Origin of the sequence: Lentzea sp. NPDC060358, assembly GCF_042725365.1 — a bacterium.
In the GTDB taxonomy this organism is placed as follows: Bacteria; Actinomycetota; Actinomycetes; order Mycobacteriales; family Pseudonocardiaceae; genus Lentzea.
This window is the reverse complement of the sequence record NZ_JBHXCW010000022.1, coordinates 44,515-59,006: the sequence shown is the minus strand read 5'-3', so window position 1 is coordinate 59,006 and position 14,492 is coordinate 44,515. Positions and strand designations below refer to the sequence as shown.

At 73.3% G+C, this 14,492-nt stretch carries 14 protein-coding genes; 6 read left to right on the top strand and 8 right to left on the bottom strand.

Going from position 1 to position 14,492, the window contains the following annotated elements; genetic code table 11:
- Positions 1 to 100: 100 nt before the first annotated feature.
- Complete coding sequence (locus ACFWGZ_RS07510) at positions 101 to 1,465, bottom strand: sensor histidine kinase (RefSeq protein ID WP_382450641.1); 1,365 nt, start codon at positions 1,463 to 1,465, stop codon at positions 101 to 103.
- Positions 1,465 to 2,148, bottom strand: a complete 684-nt coding sequence (locus ACFWGZ_RS07505; protein WP_382450640.1) for a response regulator — start codon at positions 2,146 to 2,148, stop codon at positions 1,465 to 1,467. The genes ACFWGZ_RS07510 and ACFWGZ_RS07505 overlap by 1 nt, the downstream gene beginning before the upstream one ends.
- A 246-nt stretch (positions 2,149 to 2,394) precedes the next feature.
- Between ACFWGZ_RS07505 and ACFWGZ_RS07500 the strand changes: the two genes are divergently transcribed.
- The 3 genes from ACFWGZ_RS07500 to ACFWGZ_RS07490 all read left to right on the top strand — a co-directional run bounded on the left by ACFWGZ_RS07500 (position 2,395) and on the right by ACFWGZ_RS07490 (position 4,526).
- Positions 2,395 to 2,589: a hypothetical protein gene (locus ACFWGZ_RS07500; RefSeq protein ID WP_382450639.1), complete on the top strand. Its 195-nt coding sequence runs from the start codon at positions 2,395 to 2,397 to the stop codon at positions 2,587 to 2,589.
- A gap of 184 nt (positions 2,590 to 2,773) precedes the next feature.
- Positions 2,774 to 3,388 (top strand): NAD(P)-binding protein, encoded by a 615-nt coding sequence (locus ACFWGZ_RS07495; protein WP_382450638.1) that lies wholly within the window; start codon positions 2,774 to 2,776, stop codon positions 3,386 to 3,388.
- A gap of 349 nt (positions 3,389 to 3,737) precedes the next feature.
- Entirely contained in the window at positions 3,738 to 4,526 is a 789-nt protein-coding gene (locus ACFWGZ_RS07490) for an ANTAR domain-containing protein (RefSeq protein WP_382450637.1), read from the top strand.
- A 33-nt stretch (positions 4,527 to 4,559) separates the two neighbouring features.
- On the opposite strand, the gene ACFWGZ_RS07485 is transcribed toward ACFWGZ_RS07490, so the two are convergent.
- The 3 genes from ACFWGZ_RS07485 to ACFWGZ_RS07475 form a co-directional block, all read right to left on the bottom strand.
- On the bottom strand, positions 4,560 to 6,077 hold the full coding sequence (locus ACFWGZ_RS07485; protein ID WP_382450636.1) for a catalase: 1,518 nt from the start codon (positions 6,075 to 6,077) through the stop codon (positions 4,560 to 4,562).
- 297 nt (positions 6,078 to 6,374) lie between these two features.
- On the bottom strand, positions 6,375 to 7,769 hold the full coding sequence (zwf, locus tag ACFWGZ_RS07480) for a glucose-6-phosphate dehydrogenase (RefSeq protein WP_382450635.1): 1,395 nt from the start codon (positions 7,767 to 7,769) through the stop codon (positions 6,375 to 6,377).
- A 30-nt stretch (positions 7,770 to 7,799) separates the two neighbouring features.
- The gene (locus ACFWGZ_RS07475) at positions 7,800 to 8,834 is read right to left on the bottom strand and encodes a zinc-dependent alcohol dehydrogenase family protein (RefSeq protein WP_382450634.1); all 1,035 of its coding nucleotides are present in this window, start codon (positions 8,832 to 8,834) and stop codon (positions 7,800 to 7,802) included.
- A gap of 182 nt (positions 8,835 to 9,016) precedes the next feature.
- On the opposite strand from ACFWGZ_RS07475, the gene ACFWGZ_RS07470 reads away from it, so the two are divergent.
- Together ACFWGZ_RS07470 and ACFWGZ_RS07465 are read left to right on the top strand one after the other, a co-directional pair.
- On the top strand, positions 9,017 to 9,727 hold the full coding sequence (locus ACFWGZ_RS07470; RefSeq protein WP_382450633.1) for a ThuA domain-containing protein: 711 nt from the start codon (positions 9,017 to 9,019) through the stop codon (positions 9,725 to 9,727).
- Complete coding sequence (locus ACFWGZ_RS07465; protein WP_382450632.1) at positions 9,697 to 10,776, top strand: Gfo/Idh/MocA family protein; 1,080 nt, start codon at positions 9,697 to 9,699, stop codon at positions 10,774 to 10,776. The genes ACFWGZ_RS07470 and ACFWGZ_RS07465 overlap by 31 nt, the downstream gene beginning before the upstream one ends.
- Positions 10,777 to 10,835: 59 nt before the next feature.
- Here the strand turns inward: ACFWGZ_RS07465 and ACFWGZ_RS07460 are convergent, their stop codons facing one another.
- The 3 genes from ACFWGZ_RS07460 to ACFWGZ_RS07450 are packed head-to-tail and all read right to left on the bottom strand — an operon-like array spanning position 10,836 to position 12,890.
- Positions 10,836 to 11,942, bottom strand: coding sequence for a CU044_5270 family protein (locus ACFWGZ_RS07460; protein WP_382450631.1), 1,107 nt, complete (start codon positions 11,940 to 11,942; stop codon positions 10,836 to 10,838).
- Entirely contained in the window at positions 11,939 to 12,505 is a 567-nt protein-coding gene (locus tag ACFWGZ_RS07455) for an RNA polymerase sigma factor (RefSeq protein ID WP_382450630.1), read from the bottom strand. Before ACFWGZ_RS07455 ends, ACFWGZ_RS07460 begins: the two co-directional genes overlap by 4 nt.
- A gap of 49 nt (positions 12,506 to 12,554) precedes the next feature.
- Positions 12,555 to 12,890, bottom strand: a complete 336-nt coding sequence (locus ACFWGZ_RS07450) for a hypothetical protein (RefSeq protein WP_382450629.1) — start codon at positions 12,888 to 12,890, stop codon at positions 12,555 to 12,557.
- Between the two features lie 158 nt (positions 12,891 to 13,048).
- Between ACFWGZ_RS07450 and ACFWGZ_RS07445 the strand changes: the two genes are divergently transcribed.
- Positions 13,049 to 14,407 carry an alpha/beta hydrolase family protein gene (locus ACFWGZ_RS07445; protein ID WP_382450628.1) on the top strand — a complete coding sequence of 453 codons (1,359 nt, stop codon included), beginning with the start codon at positions 13,049 to 13,051 and terminating at the stop codon, positions 14,405 to 14,407.
- Positions 14,408 to 14,492 lie beyond the last annotated feature (85 nt).

Genomic DNA, 14,492 nt, shown 5'->3' with positions numbered 1-14,492 from the left:
CCGCCCGACACCGCGGGCGTGCCGATCGGCTCCGGTTGGTCCTGAGTGGACACACCGCAGCCGGTGGCGAGCAGGACGAGCGCTGCCAGCAGGGCGGTTCTCATGCCTGTGCCTCCGGCAGCTCGACGACGAACCGCGCCCCGCCGCCGGGCCGGTCCTCGACCCACACCTCGCCGTGGTGGCGGCGGACGTGCTCGGCGACGAGCGCGAGGCCGAGCCCGCTGCCGGTGTCCGCGCCGCGGCTGCCCGCCCTGGTGCCGCGGGTGAACCGCTCGAACACCTGCAGCCGCATGTCGCGCGGCACACCGGGACCGGCGTCGTCGACCTCCAGCCGGACGTGCCCGGCGCGGTGCAGCACGGCCAGCCGCACGGCGCCGCCCGCGTGCCGCTCGGCGTTCTCGATCAGGTTGCCGATCACCCGGTCCAGCCGCCGGCGGTCACCGAGCACGACGGGCGCCGGTGGCCCGACCACGACCTCGACGTCGTCGCCGAGGCGCGTGCCGGCGGCACCCCGGACGAGGTCGCCGACGTCGAGCGGCTCGAGGTCGGCGCGGTCCGCGTCCTGGTCCGCGCGGCTGATCTCCATCAGGTCGACGACCATGCGGGCGAACCTGTCCACCTCGGAGGTCAGCAGGTGCAGCGCCTTGCCGGTCGTGCCGGGCAGCTCCGCCTGGCGGCGGCGCAGCACGGCCGCGGCGTTGACCATCGTCGTGAGGGGCGACCGCAGCTCGTGGCTGACGTCGCCCGCGAACCGGGCGTCGCGCAGCACGCGTTGCTCCAGCGCGTCGGCGGTGGTGTTGAACGTGGTCGCCAGCGCCTCGAGGTCGGGGTCTGCCTGGTCCGGCAGCCGCGCTTTCAGGTCGCCGCCGGCGATGCGCGAGGCCGCCGCGGTGAGCTCGGTCAGCGGCCGCAGCGCGCGCCGGCCGGCCCAGAACCCCAGCGCCACGCCGATCAGGCCGCTGAGCACCGTGCCGCCGATCAGCAGGCCGCTGAGGAAGCGGAAGGTGCGGTCGAGCTGGGCGAGCTGGAAGAGCTCCACGTAGACGCCCTGCCCCTCGGCCAGCGGCTGCGCGATCGCGAGCACCGGGATCCCGTCGGCCCGCAGGCGTTGCCGGCCCGCGGTGCCGTCGCGGGCCAGCGCGAGCAGGGCGCCGGGCACGACGGCGGGATCCACCTGCCGTCCGGAGGTCAGCACCTCGTCGCCGCGGAACAGCATGATCGTCGAGTCGGGGTTGGTGGTGAGACCGGTCAGCAGCTCGGTGAGCCCGTCGGAGTTGGTGCGGACGGCGTCCTCGACCAGCCGCAGGTTCACCTCGGCCTGGCGGGTCGTCGCCTGCACGCGCTGCCGCAGCATGTACTCCGACGCGAGGTTCCACGTCGCGACGGCGAGCAGGCTCGTGACGAGGAGCGAGCCGAGCCCGAGCGTGGCGGCGACGCGCCAGCGCAGCGACGGCCGGCGCAGCATCACCTCGGCGGGCCGATCTTGTACCCGGAGCCCCGCACGGTCAGCACGAACACCGGGTCGTCGGGGTTGTGCTCGACCTTGGTCCGCAGCCGGCGGACGTGCACGTCGAGCAGTCGCGTGTCGCCGTAGTAGTCGTACCCCCAGACCCGCTGGAGCAGCTGCTCCCTGGTCACGATCCGCCCGCCGGCCGCGGCCAGCTCGGCGAGCAGCCGGAACTCCGTGCGGGTGAGGCGGATCTCCTCGCCGCCGCGCTGGACCACGCCCTCGTCCGGCCAGATCTCGAGGTCTTCCACCCGGTGGGAGGTGTTCTCGCGGGGCCCGCCGCGGCGGCGCAGCAGCGCCCGGATGCGGGCGGCCAGCTCGCTCGCGACGAGGGGCTTGGTCACGTAGTCGTCCGCGCCCGCCTCCAGCCCGGCGATCACGTCCGGCGTGTCGGTGCGGGCCGTGACGATGATGATCGGCAGATCGCCCTGGGCGCGCAGCCTCCGGCAGACCTGCAGACCGTCCACTCCGGGCAGCATCAGGTCGAGCAGGACGACGTCGAAGGTGTCGCCGTCGAGCCGGCTCAGCGCGTCCTCCCCGGACACGGCCTCCTCGACGTCGAACCCCTCGTCGGCGAGCGCGAGCCCGAGTGCCTGGCGGATGCGCTCGTCGTCGTCCACGAGCAGCACGGAGAGTTCCATGACCTGCTTTTCCTCACTGGTGTCCGGTGCCGCTGCCACCACGTTGTCATGGTGACGGCATCGACGCACCGCCGCGTGCCTTCGGAAGGAGTTCGCAAGGTTGCACAGTGCAAGTGTCGTGCATGCTGGTCGCCGCGGGTGATGGCCCGCGGTGGGCGCGCGTCCGAGCGCGCTCGGGGAAGGTCGGGCGCCCGCCGCGGCGACGCGGCGGCGTCCGTCCCGGTACGACGAGAGGCTCCGCGAGTCGTGACAGGCATGCCCCTCACCGGCGACGGCGTCCAGGGCACCGTCCTCGTCTGCGACGGTTGTGGACGGTCGCGCCGCACCACCGCCACCGGTCTGTTCGCCTGGGACCTGTTGTGGCTGCAGGCGGCCCAGGCCGGCTGGACGGGGCTCGACCGGCGGCTGGGACCGCACCTCTGCACGATCTGCGCCGGGTGAGGCCCGGCGGGTGCTGATCGAAAGGGCCTCGCAAGGTTGCACCGCGCGGGTTTCCCGCAGAATGACGAGGCGGACGCCACCGGTCGGGGCGGGCGTCCGCACCACAGCCACCACGGGGAGATCCGGGTGCCGGCCGACGGCGAAAGCGGCCGGCACCCGCCCTCCCCGGGATGAGGAACGCCGGATGCGCTCACACGCCGTGCTCGTCGGTTACAGCACCCGCGGCCGCGTCGTCCTGAGCACGTTGTTCGCCGCAGGTCACGCGACGGACTTCACCGTCGTCGACTCCGACCCCGGACGCGTCGCCCAGGCCGAAGTGGACGGTGTGCGCGCCGTGGTGGGCGAGGGCTGGCGGCTCGACGTGCTGTGGGCGGCCGGGGCGCACACCTCGGACCACGTCGTCGTGGCCGTGACCGACGACGCCTTGGCCCTGCGGATCACCTCGGTCGTGCGCAGCGTCAACGAGGACGCCACGATCACCACCGTGGTCAGGAGCGAGGAGCTGCGCGAGCTCATCGAGTTCCTCGGCGCCGACCACGTCCTGGCCGCCGAAGGGGTCGGCGAGTGGTCGCGCGCGATGGCGCGCGTTCCGCACGAACGGCACCCGCAGCCGGAGTGGACCGTGCTGCGGCGCCCGGTCGCGCGCGACGAGATCGGCAGCTCGCCGCTGGCGTGCGGGAGCGAGGTGCTGGCCGTCTTCCGGGAGGGCCGGCGGATCTGGGTGGAGGACCCCGCCGTGGGCGAGCTGCGCCACGACGACGTGCTGGTCGTGCTGAGCAGCGCCCCGGCCGGCGGCTGACGGCCCCGGCACGCGCACCAGCGGGGCCACAGCCCCGGACCGAGCCGGGAGAGGGACGGGTCCGGGGCTGTGGGCCGTGCCGCGCCGGCTGGCCGTCGCGGTGCCGGCGCGGGCCGGAGCAGCCGCGGGGACCGGGGGAGACTCCGCGGGTGCGGAGGTGGGAACGGCCGGGGCGGCGGCTCTGCCCGCTGCCATCGTGCGGGGCGGACCGGTCACCTGCCCGACGGCCGGGCCGCCGCCGGCGAACACCACCCGTCCGGCCCAACGCCGTTGCGCTCGTCAGGCAGCCGTGGTGCCGGGGTGGTTCGATCTACGGGGATGCCGACGGCCGTGGAGGTGGCGGGGAAGCGTGGGTGGCGAGACTGGCTGGGCCCGGGAGAAGGCCGAGTTCGTGGGGTACGCGGGAGACTCCTCCGCGGGATTGCTGGCTGACCAGTTCGCGCGGCTGACGCAGGCGCTGCTCGCCGCGTCGACCGTGCAGGAGGTGCTCGACCAGGTCGTGCAGGCGGCGCGCGAGGTGATACCGGGCGCGGACCTGGCGTCGTTCACGTTCCGGCAGGACGGGCGGTGTCACACGCTGGCGCACAGCGGCTCGTCCGCGCTGGAGCTGGACGAGCTGCAGTACGAGTTCGGCGAGGGGCCCTGCCTGACCGCGGCCGAGGGAAGGGGCCCGGGGTACGTCCGGTGCGACGACCTGGCGCACGAGCCGTCGTGGCCCGAGTTCGGTCCCGCCGCCGCGGAGTTCGGCTACCGGGCGGTGCTGGCCACCGCCGTGCTGCCGGACAACCGCTCGCCCGAGCCGATCGCGGCGCTGAACATCTACGCGCGCGACCCGGAGTCGTTGCCCGCCAACGCCCACGAGCTCGCGCTGCTGCTCGCCTCGCACGCGACGCTCGCGCTGTCCTCGGTGGAGAAGCTGACGCGGGCGCAGGTCCAGAGCGCCCAGCTGCGGCAGGCCATCGACTCGCGCGACGTGATCGGCCAGGCGAAGGGCATCCTGATGAACAGACACGGGCACACCGCGGACAAGGCCTTCGACGTCCTGCGCCGCGCCTCCCAGGACCTCAACATGAAGCTGGTCCAGGTCGCCCACGCGGTCGTGACCCACCGCTCGGAGCTGGGCCTGGCCGAACGGTGACCGGACGCGGCCGCCCGGTCACCGCGGCCGCGGTCAGGCCTTGCGCTGCATGCTCTCGCGGGCGGGGTTCGCCTGCTGCCCGGCCTTCGGGTCCGTCTCGTCCTGCTTGGCCCGCACGCCTTCCTCGACGCGCTTGCCGATCTCGGCGTCGACGTTGCGCCAGTACTCGAAGGCACGGGCCAGGACGGGCTCCGACACGCCGTTGAGCAGGTGCCCCACGACGTTGTCGACCAGCCGCGTCCGCGCGTCGTCGTCCAGCACCTCGCGGACCATCGTGCGCGCCTGGCCCCAGTCGTCGTCCTCGGCGTGGGCGACGTAGGCCGAGCGCACCATGTCGCCCTCCGCGCCCCAGTTCGCCGTCGGGCCGTACCGCTGCGGGTCCGCCTGCGGCCCGCCCTTGGAGTTCGGCGCGTACACCGGGTCCGACACGGGCGTGTACCGCATCGCGCCGTCCTTGCTGTAGCTGTGCACGGGCGACTTGGAGGCGTTCACCGGCAGCTGCTTGTAGTTGACGCCGATGCGGTAGCGGTGCGCGTCGGCGTAGGCGAACAACCGGCCGAGCAGCATGCGGTCCGGGCTCGCGCCGATGCCGGGCACGAGGTTGTTCGGCTCGAACGCGGCCTGCTCGATCTCGGTGTGGTGGTCGGTGGGGTTGCGGTCCAGCGTCAGCTTGCCCACCTCGGTGAGCGGGTAGTCGGCGTGCGGCCAGACCTTCGTGAGGTCGAACGGGTTGAACCGGTAGCCGTCGGCCTCGTCGAACGGCATCACCTGGACGAACATGGTCCAGCTCGGGTGCTCCTCGCGCGCGATCGACTCGAACAGGTCGCGCGTGTGGTAGTCGGTGTCGGCGGAGGCGAGCTGGTCCGCCTCGTCCTGGGTGAAGAACTCCACGCCCTGGTCGGTCTTGAAGTGGTACTTCACCCAGAACCGCTCGCCCTCGGCGTTGACCCACATGTAGGTGTGGGAGCTGTAGCCGTTCATGTGGCGCCACGTGCGGGGGATGCCGCGGTCGCCCATCAGCCAGGTGACCTGGTGGGCCGACTCGGGGGACAGCGTCCAGAAGTCCCACTGCATGTCGTGGTCGCGCAGGTTGTTGTCCGCGCGGCGCTTCTGCGAACGGATGAAGTGCTGGAACTTCATCGGGTCCTTGATGAAGAAGATCGGCGTGTTGTTGCCGACCATGTCGTACACGCCCTCGGAGGTGTAGAACTTCACCGCGAAACCGCGGGGGTCGCGCCAGGTGTCGGGGCTGCCGCGCTCGCCCGCCACCGTGGAGAACCGCGCCAGCACCTCGGTCGTGGTGCCGGGCTGGAACACGGCCGCCCGCGTGAAGCGCGAGACGTCCGCGGTCACCTCGAACCGGCCGAACGCCCCGCTGCCCTTGGCGTGTGGCTGCCGCTCCGGGATCCGCTCGCGGTTGAACTGGGCCATCTGCTCGATGAGGTAGTGGTCCTGCAACACGATCGGGCCGGCGGGGCCGATCGTCAACGAGTGCTCGTCGCTCTCCACCGGGATGCCGGCGTCGGTGGTCGTGGCGGGGTGCTCGGCCATCAGGTCCTCTCAACCGCGGATCGACTGGGGGCGGCGCAACACGGGTGGGCCGCTCCGGCACGGATCGACCACCCGGCGTCGCGGCAAACATGGCAGCCGGACGGCCGCCGCGCGACACGGATCACCGATCCGGGTGTGCGAACCGACCGGCGAGCGGGGTTCGCGCGGGGACGGGATCGCCGAGCAGCGGCGGCTGTCGTCCTCGCACTGTCCGTTGTGGAGTTCCAGAGGACCACCCGTGCGCCGGCCGGCTGCGCGACGAGGACCTGGTCGGCGGGGTGGCCCGCGCAGGACCGGTCAGCCCGGGCCCACGCGCCAGCCGCGCTCCCCGGCCAGCTCGAGCGCCGCCTCCGGCCCGAAGGACCCCCGGGCGTAGGGCCGGGTCTCGGGCGGGGAGTCCAGGACCGGCGCGCACACCTCCCACAGCCGTTCGACCTCGTCCGCGTGCGTGAAGAGGGTGCGGTCGCCGTGCAGCACGTCGAGGAGCAGCCGTTCGTAGGCTTCGAGCGGGTCGCCGTCCATGTCGTCGGTGAGCCGCGTGGTCAGCGACGCGCCGCCCAGCGTCAGGCCCGGTCCGGGGTGCTTGGCCCGCACGTCGAGGGTCAGCTCCGGCTCGTCACCGAGTTCCAGCACGAGTTCGGTGCGCGTCCCGGCGTCGCCGTCGAAGAGGTCGAGCGGCGGATCGGTGAACGTGACGGTGATCGTGCGGCGGGTGGCGCCCATCGCCTTGCCGGTGCGCAGCAGGAACGGGACGCCGCGCCACCGGTCGTTGTCCACCCACGCCCGCAACGCCACGAACGTCTCCCGCTCGGAGTCCTCCGCGACCCCGTCCTCGTCGCGGTAGCCCTCGTACTGGCCGAACACGACCTCCGCCGGGTCGAACGGGCGCAGCGCCCGGAAGAGCTCCAGCCGTGCCGCCCCCAGCGACGCGGGGTCGAGCCGCGCCGGCCGTTCGAAGGCGAGGAACCCGAGCAGCTGGCTGAGGTGGGTGGAGATCATGTCCCGGAACGTGCCGGTGGACTCCATGAACGACGCCCGGCCCTCGATGCCGATCTCCTCCGGCACGTCGATCTGCACCGACCGCACCCGGCCGCGGTGCCAGGCCGGTTCGAACACGCCGTTGGCGAACCGCAGCGCCAGCACGTTCTGCACGGCCTCCTTGCCCAGGAAGTGGTCGATGCGGAACACGTGCTCCTCGTCCAGCACCTCGTGCACGGCGGCGTTGAGCTCGCGGGAGGAGTCGAGGTCCCAGCCGAACGGTTTCTCGAGCACCAGCCGCGCGTCCTCGGCCAGGCCCGTGCGGCCGAGCATCGCGACCATGGGCCGCATGGCCTTCGGCGGCACGGACAGGTAGAGCAGGACGCGGCTGTCCTCGCCGAGGTCGGCGCGCGCCTTGCGGACCGCCTCCGCCAGCGCCTCGCCGTCGTCGCTGTCGGAGGTCTGGAACGTGGTGCGGGCGGCCAGCCGGGACCACACGTCGTCGTCGACGTGGTCGCCGAGCGACTCCCGGACGCGGTCGCGGAACTCGTCGTCGGTGCCCGGCGAGTGCCGGCCCGAGCCGATGACGCGGAAGTCGGCGGGCAGCAGGCCCGCGCGCAGCAACCGGTACAGGCCGGGGAACAGCTTGCGCCGGGCGAGGTCGCCGGACGCGCCGAACAGGACGAGGACGTGCGGGGGTGGCGTTGTGGTCACGGCCGGCTCCTGACGGTGTCGAGTGCCCGGTCAGGGGCGGATCATGACCTTGAGCGCCTTGCGCTCGTTCATCGCGCGGTAAGCACCGGGCACCTCGTCGAGCGGGACCGTCCGGTCGAACACGCGGCCGGGCTGCACCCGGCCCTCCAGCACGTCCGGCAGCAGCTCGGGGATGTACGCGCGCGCCGGCGCGACACCACCGGTCAGCGTCAGGTTGGCCATGAACGTCTTGCCCCCGAAGGGAACCCGCTCGTACTGCGGCACGCCGACGCGGCTCACGACACCTCCGGGCGAGACGACGCCGAGCGCCGTGTCGAAGGCGTCCTCCATGCCGACGCACTCCAGGACGTGGGCCGCGCCGTCACCGCCGGTCAGCTTCCGCACGGCTGCGACCGCCTCCTCGCCGCGTTCGGCCACGACGTCCGTGGCGCCGAACTCCCGGCCGAGATCGGTGCGCTCGGTGTGCCGGCCCAGCAGCACCACCTGCTCGGCGCCGAGCCGCTTGGCCGCCAGCACGGCGCACAGCCCGACCGCGCCGTCCCCGATCACGACGACCGCGGACCCCTTCTCCACCCGCGCGCGGACCGCGGCGTGGTGGCCGGTGCTGAACACGTCCGACAACGTCAGCAACGACGGCAGCAGCGCCTCGTCGACCGGCCCGGGCACCTTGACCAGCGTGCCGTCGGCCTGCGGCACGCGCACCGCCTCGCCCTGCCCGCCGTCGACACCGGGAGCGCCCCAGCCGCCACCGTGCCGGCACGAGCTCTGCCACCCGGCGCGGCAGCGGTCGCAGGTGCCGTCGGACCACAGGAACGGTGCGATCACGAGGTCGCCCGGCCGCACGGTCCCGACCTCCGAGCCGACTTCCTCGACCACGCCGACGAACTCGTGCCCGATCCGGTCGCCGTGCTCGGTGGCGTCCCGGCTCTTGTACGGCCAGAGGTCACTTCCGCACACGCAGGCCCGCACCACCCGCACGAGCGCGTCGGTGGTCTCCCGCAGGACCGGGTCGGGAACTTCTTCCACCCGGATGTCTTCGGCACCGTAGATGAGCGTCGCGCGCACAGGTTCTCCTCGCTTCGTGGTGGGCCGATCGGCGGTTACCCGCGCTGGCCAACGGCGCAAACGGAACTGCTGCGTCTCACAGCTCACGCTCCCGTCCCGGGCGGTGATCGCGCGCCCGATCTTGACCATCGATCACCAGCGGGGCAGTGTGCAGAGCGGAGTGCGACTGCCAGGGGGTGAGCGTGGCACGACCGACAGCGTTGGTGGTCCGCGGCGGGTGGGAGGGCCACCGGCCGGTGGAGGCCACCGAGTTGTTCCTCCCCTTCCTGCGGGAGAACGGGTACGCCGTGCGGGTCGAGGAGTCGACCGAGGTGTACGCCGACGCCGCCGAGATGGCGGGCACGGACCTGGTCGTGCAGTGCGTGACGATGTCGGAGATCACGCCGGACCAGGTGGCCGGGCTGCGCGTGGCGGTCGAGGCCGGCACGGGGTTCACCGGCTGGCACGGGGGGATCGCGGACTCGTTCCGCGCGTCGTCGGACTACCTGCACCTGGTGGGCGGCCAGTTCGTCACGCATCCGGGCAAGGAGCCGTGCGAGCGCGAGGGCGGGCAGGAGGACAACTACCTGCCGTACACGGTGCACATCACCGATCTCGGCCGGGAGCACCCGATCACCGCGGGCCTCGGGGACTTCGACCTGGTGACCGAGCAGTACTGGGTGCTGCACGACGACCTGGTCGACGTGCTGGCCACCACGACCCACCCGGTCCGGCCGTGGCACCCGTGGCACCGGCCCGTCACCTGTCCCGCGGTCTGGACGCGCCGGTGGGGTGCCGGGAGGATCGTCGTGACGACGCCGGGGCACAGCCTCGACGTGCTCGCCCATCCCGCTGTCCGCACCGTCATCACGAGGGGGATGTCGTGGGCGACCCGCACCGCGTCGGCATCGTAGGGACCGGGTTCATCTCGGGCGCCTACCTGGACACGCTGCGCGACCACCCGGCGGTGCGCGTCACCGCGGTCGCCGACCTCGACGCCTCCCGCGCGGCGGAGGTCGCGGCCGGTCTTCCCGGTGCCGAGGCGGTCGACGTCGAGGACCTGCTCGGCGGGGACGTCGACACGGTGCTGAACCTGACGACTCCCGCCGCGCACGCCGAGCTCACGCTGCGCGCCATCGACGCCGGCAAGAACGTCTACGTCGAGAAGCCGCTCGCCGTCACGTTCCCGGACGGGCGGGAGGTCGTCGACCGGGCCGCCGCGGCCGGGGTGCGCCTCGGGTGCGCGCCGGACACCGTGCTCGGCACGGGCACGCAGACCGCGCGGGCGGCGATCGACGGCGGGCTCATCGGGCACCCGATCTCCGCGTCGGCCGTCATGGTCACGCCGGGGCACGAGCGCTGGCACCCGAACCCGGACTTCTACTACACCGCCGGTGGCGGTCCGTTGCTGGACATGGGGCCGTACTACCTCACCGCGCTGATCCACCTGCTCGGCCCGGTGCGCTCGGTGATCGGCGCGGCCGGCCGCCTGCGCGCCGAGCGCGTCATCGGGTCGGGCCCGCGGGCGGGCGAGCGGGTTCCGGTCGAGGTCGACACCCACGTCTCCGCCGTGCTCGAACACGCCAACGGCGCGCTCTCGACCATCACGACCAGTTTCGACGGCGTGGCCACGACCGCCGCGCCGATCGAGGTGCACGGCGAGACCGGCACGCTCGCCGTCCCGGACCCCAACCACTTCGACGGCGACACCCGTCTCTTCCCGCTCGGCGGCACGGACTGGGAGGTCCTCGCCCCCAGCGCGGGCCACCGGGGTGCGGGGCGGGGGATCGGCCTGCTCGACCTCGTCGCGGCCGGCGACCGGCGCGGCCCGCGCGCGGGCGGTGAGCTCGCGCTGCACGTGCTCGAGACGATGACCGCGGTGCTGGCCTCGGCCGGTGAGGGGCGGCGGATCGAGCTGACGACCACGGTGGAGCGCCCGCCGCCGGTGCCCCTCACACCCTGACCGGGTGCGCGTGACGGGGCCGGAGGACGGCAGAGCGCCCTCCGGCCCCGCGACGTGGATCAGCTGACGCTGTCGACCACGGTGGAGGTGATGGCGACCGACATCGTCACCGTGCCCTCCGGCAGCCAGGTCTCGTCGGTCTCCGGGCCGACGAGGGTGCGCTGGCCGATGAAGTCACCGGTCTCCTGGTCGATGACGAGCTCGGTGCGCTGCAGCTTGTCGGCGAGCGTGATCCCGGTGCCGGTGCGGCCGTCGATGGTCACGGCTCCCTCGGACAGGACGACGCCGTCGATCTTGGCGATCGCCCGGTACCACTCGGCCCGCAGGTCGGCGGGCATCAGACCGGCCCGCAGGATCTCCGTGGCCGTGCCGAACATGGCCTGCGGCGTGGAGCCCTTGGCGCTCGTGGCGGTGCTCAGCCAGCCGTAGAGGGCCTTCGGTTCGCGCGGCAGCGCGGCGTAGAAGGCGGGGGAGTCCCAGTCGGCCGGGTCGCCGCACACCTTCTTCGGCGACGACTTCGGGAAGAAGTCGCCGCAGGCACCCCGGCGCTCCCCGGTGTCGGTGTCGGACGGCGAGTACGCCGCCTCCTGCTGCGAGACGTTGCCGCCCAGCCACTTCGGCTCGCCGGTCACCGCGCGCCGGTTGACCCACTCACCGGTGACGTCGGACGGGATCCACGTCTTCGTCGTCTGCGGGAGCAGCCAGGTCCCGCCGCGCAACGGCTGCGGGTCGTCGACCGACGACCCGAACGACACGCCCCGCCCGTAGGTGCCGGTCTCGGTGATCAGCCGGTACTTGCCGGGCGGCACCGGCTGGTCGGTGGTCTTGATCCGGCTCGCCGCGCCGGTCAGCGCGTCCTTCGCGGACACCAGCGTCATCTTCGACACCGTGCGCTCCTGGCTGGTGGGCGCGGCGGCCGAACTCGCCGGGGCCGCCGCGGGCGGTGCCTGGGGCGCCGCGTCGTTGGCCTGCACCACCACGACACCGGCGGCGACCACGGCCACCGCGGCGGCGGCGACCGCCACGGGCATGAACCTGCGGCGGCGCATCGGGACCACGTTTCCCGAGGCGGCTTCGAGCACCTTGGCGCGCACGTCCCGCAACGACCGCGTGCTCTCCCGGTCGTCCCTGTGCAGCAGGGCGAGGGCTTCGTCCAGATCGGTCATGACTCTTCTCCTGTCAGCATCGCCTGCACCTTCGTGCGCACACGGTGCAACCGTGAGCGGACCGTGCTGGCAGGCAGTTTCAGCGCGGTCGCGACTTCGGACGGGTCCAGGCCGGCCCAGGACGTGAGCAGCAGCAGGTCCCGTTCCCCGGCGGACAGCCTCGGCAGGACGCGGGCGAGCTGGCGCTGGGCGTCGACCTGCGCGGCCACCCGCGCGTCGTGCCCGTGCTCGGTCTCCGAGTACAGCCGCTCGGTGGCCTGGTAGCCGCGCAGCTCCCGGCGGACGTGGTTGCGCAGCAGGTTCGTCGCGATGCCGTAGAGCCAGCCGCGCACCGGCGCCTGGGCCGGGTCGTAGTCGGCCCGCCGGCGCAGCGCGACGAGGAACGTCTCCGCGACCAGGTCGTCGGCGGTGTCGAGGCCGACCCGGCCCGCGAGGTAGCCGCGCAGGGCGGGGGCATGGGTGTCGAAGAGCGCGGCGAACGTGCCGGCGGGGTCCGCGTCGCCCTGGTCGGGGCTGTGGTCCCGCGGGGTGCCGTCGATGGCGCGCTCCTGGGGTTTGGTCACACCGGTACTTGTCCGGACACCGGCGGGCGTCCCCCGAGTGTGACCGCCCTCACTTCCCGGGGGTGGCGACGATCAGGCCGGCGATCGCGGCCGGGGGAGCGGCGAGGCCGGGACCGCCGGCGTCGACCCAGTCCGCGACACCGTGCACGGCCTCGTCGTCCAGGACCGAGCCGACCCACACGGCTCGCGCACCGGTCGCGCGGGCGGCCGGGCTGGGGCGCACGACGACCACGTTCGACACCTCGCACGCGTCCAGGCAGTCGGCGACCGTCACCGCGGCCAGCCGGGAGCGCAGCAGCGCGAGCTGGCGGTCGTGGTCGACGTCCGGGTGCTTGCGCTCGGTGCCGCAGCAACATCCCCGGCAGACCGTGATCCGTGCACTCATGATCTCGTTCTAGCCCACCCGCGTCCCGGACAGGCGGGAACGTGCTGCGGTTCTCATCGAACCGGTTTCATTCGACACAATCATTGACGGGCGTTGTCGGATGAGCACATCATGGCTCTGCTCTCGAAGGTGCACGCCCGGCGAGACTGGAGACACCGATGTCCACAGTGCGCACCCTGGCCTCCGTCCTGGCGGCCGCGTCGGCCCTCGTGGCGGGCTCGGCCACCGCGAGTGCCGCTCCACCGGACGTGGTCCCGTGCCTCGGCACGGCGGCGTGCGCGTCCGGGCAGCTGTCCGACGGCACCCCGTACCAGTTCGCCAAGCCCGCGCGGTGGAACGGCGTGGTGCTCGTCGACCTGGACTTCGCCGCCGGGGGACTGGGCACGCCGCTGACCGCGGCCCTGCTCGGCCGGGGCTACGCCGTGGGCGGCACGACCAGGACCGTCACCGGCTGGCGGATCGCCCAGGCGATCGACAACCAGGCCGCCGCGCTCGGCCGCTTCGAGGAGGCGTTCGGCCCCGCGCGGTGGGCGGTCGCGCAGGGCCGGTCGATGGGCGGGTTCGTGGCCGCGGGTGCCGCGCAGGTCCACCCCGGCCGGTTCGACGCCGCCGTGCCGATGTGCGGCGGGCTCGGCGGGTCGGTCGGGCAGTGGAACCAGAAGCTCGACACGGTGTTCACGCTGAAGACGTTGCTGTTCCGCGACTCCGCCCTGCCGGTCACGGGGATTCCGGCGGACGTGCCGGGGGCGCAGCAGCAGTGGATCTCCGCTCTCGCCGGCGCCCAGGCCACCGCGGGGGGACGGGCGCGCATCGCGCTCGCGTCCACCATCGGCCAGCTCCCCGGCTGGGGGCTCGCGGCGGACGGCACCACGACGCCCGTGCCCGCGTGGTGGGACTCGGCGGGGATCGAGAACGGCATGCACCTGGCGCTCGCGGGCGGGCCGCTGCCGTACATCGGGCAGGCGATGAGCAGCAGGCGCGCGATCGAGCAGGTGACGGGCGGCAACCCGTCGTGGAACACCGCGGTCGACTACGGCCGCCAGTTCGCGCTGGCCGAGCCGAGTCATCAGCTCGCCGTGCTGCGGCTGTACGCCGAGGCCGGTCTGGACCTGGTGGCGGACCTGCGGACGCTGGCCGCCGCGCCGCGGGTGGCCGCCGACCCCGCCGCCGTCGCCCGGTTCGCCGAGGGCGTCGTGTTCACCGGTGACGTGCGGGTGCCGGTGCTCACGGTCAACGCCATCGGCGACCAGATCTCCACGGTGGCGCAGCAGCAGTCCTACGAGGAGCTGGCCCGCCGCGCGGGCAACGGGGCGCTGGTCCGCCAGACGTACGTGCGGACGGCCGGGCACTGCACGTTCACGGTGGGGGAGCAGGTCGCGGCGATCGAGAAGATGCGGCAGCGGCTGAGCACGGGCCGCTGGCCGGACGTCTCCCCCCGCGCCCTGAACGCGCAGGCCGGTGACGGCCGGTACGTCGACCACACCCCACCGCGCTTCAGCAGGCCCTACGCGGGCTGACGGGCACCCGCCGCCACGGCGGCCGTGTTGAAACAGGAGTCGGCCTTGACACGACCGGGGGCTGACATAAGACACTATTCTTCAC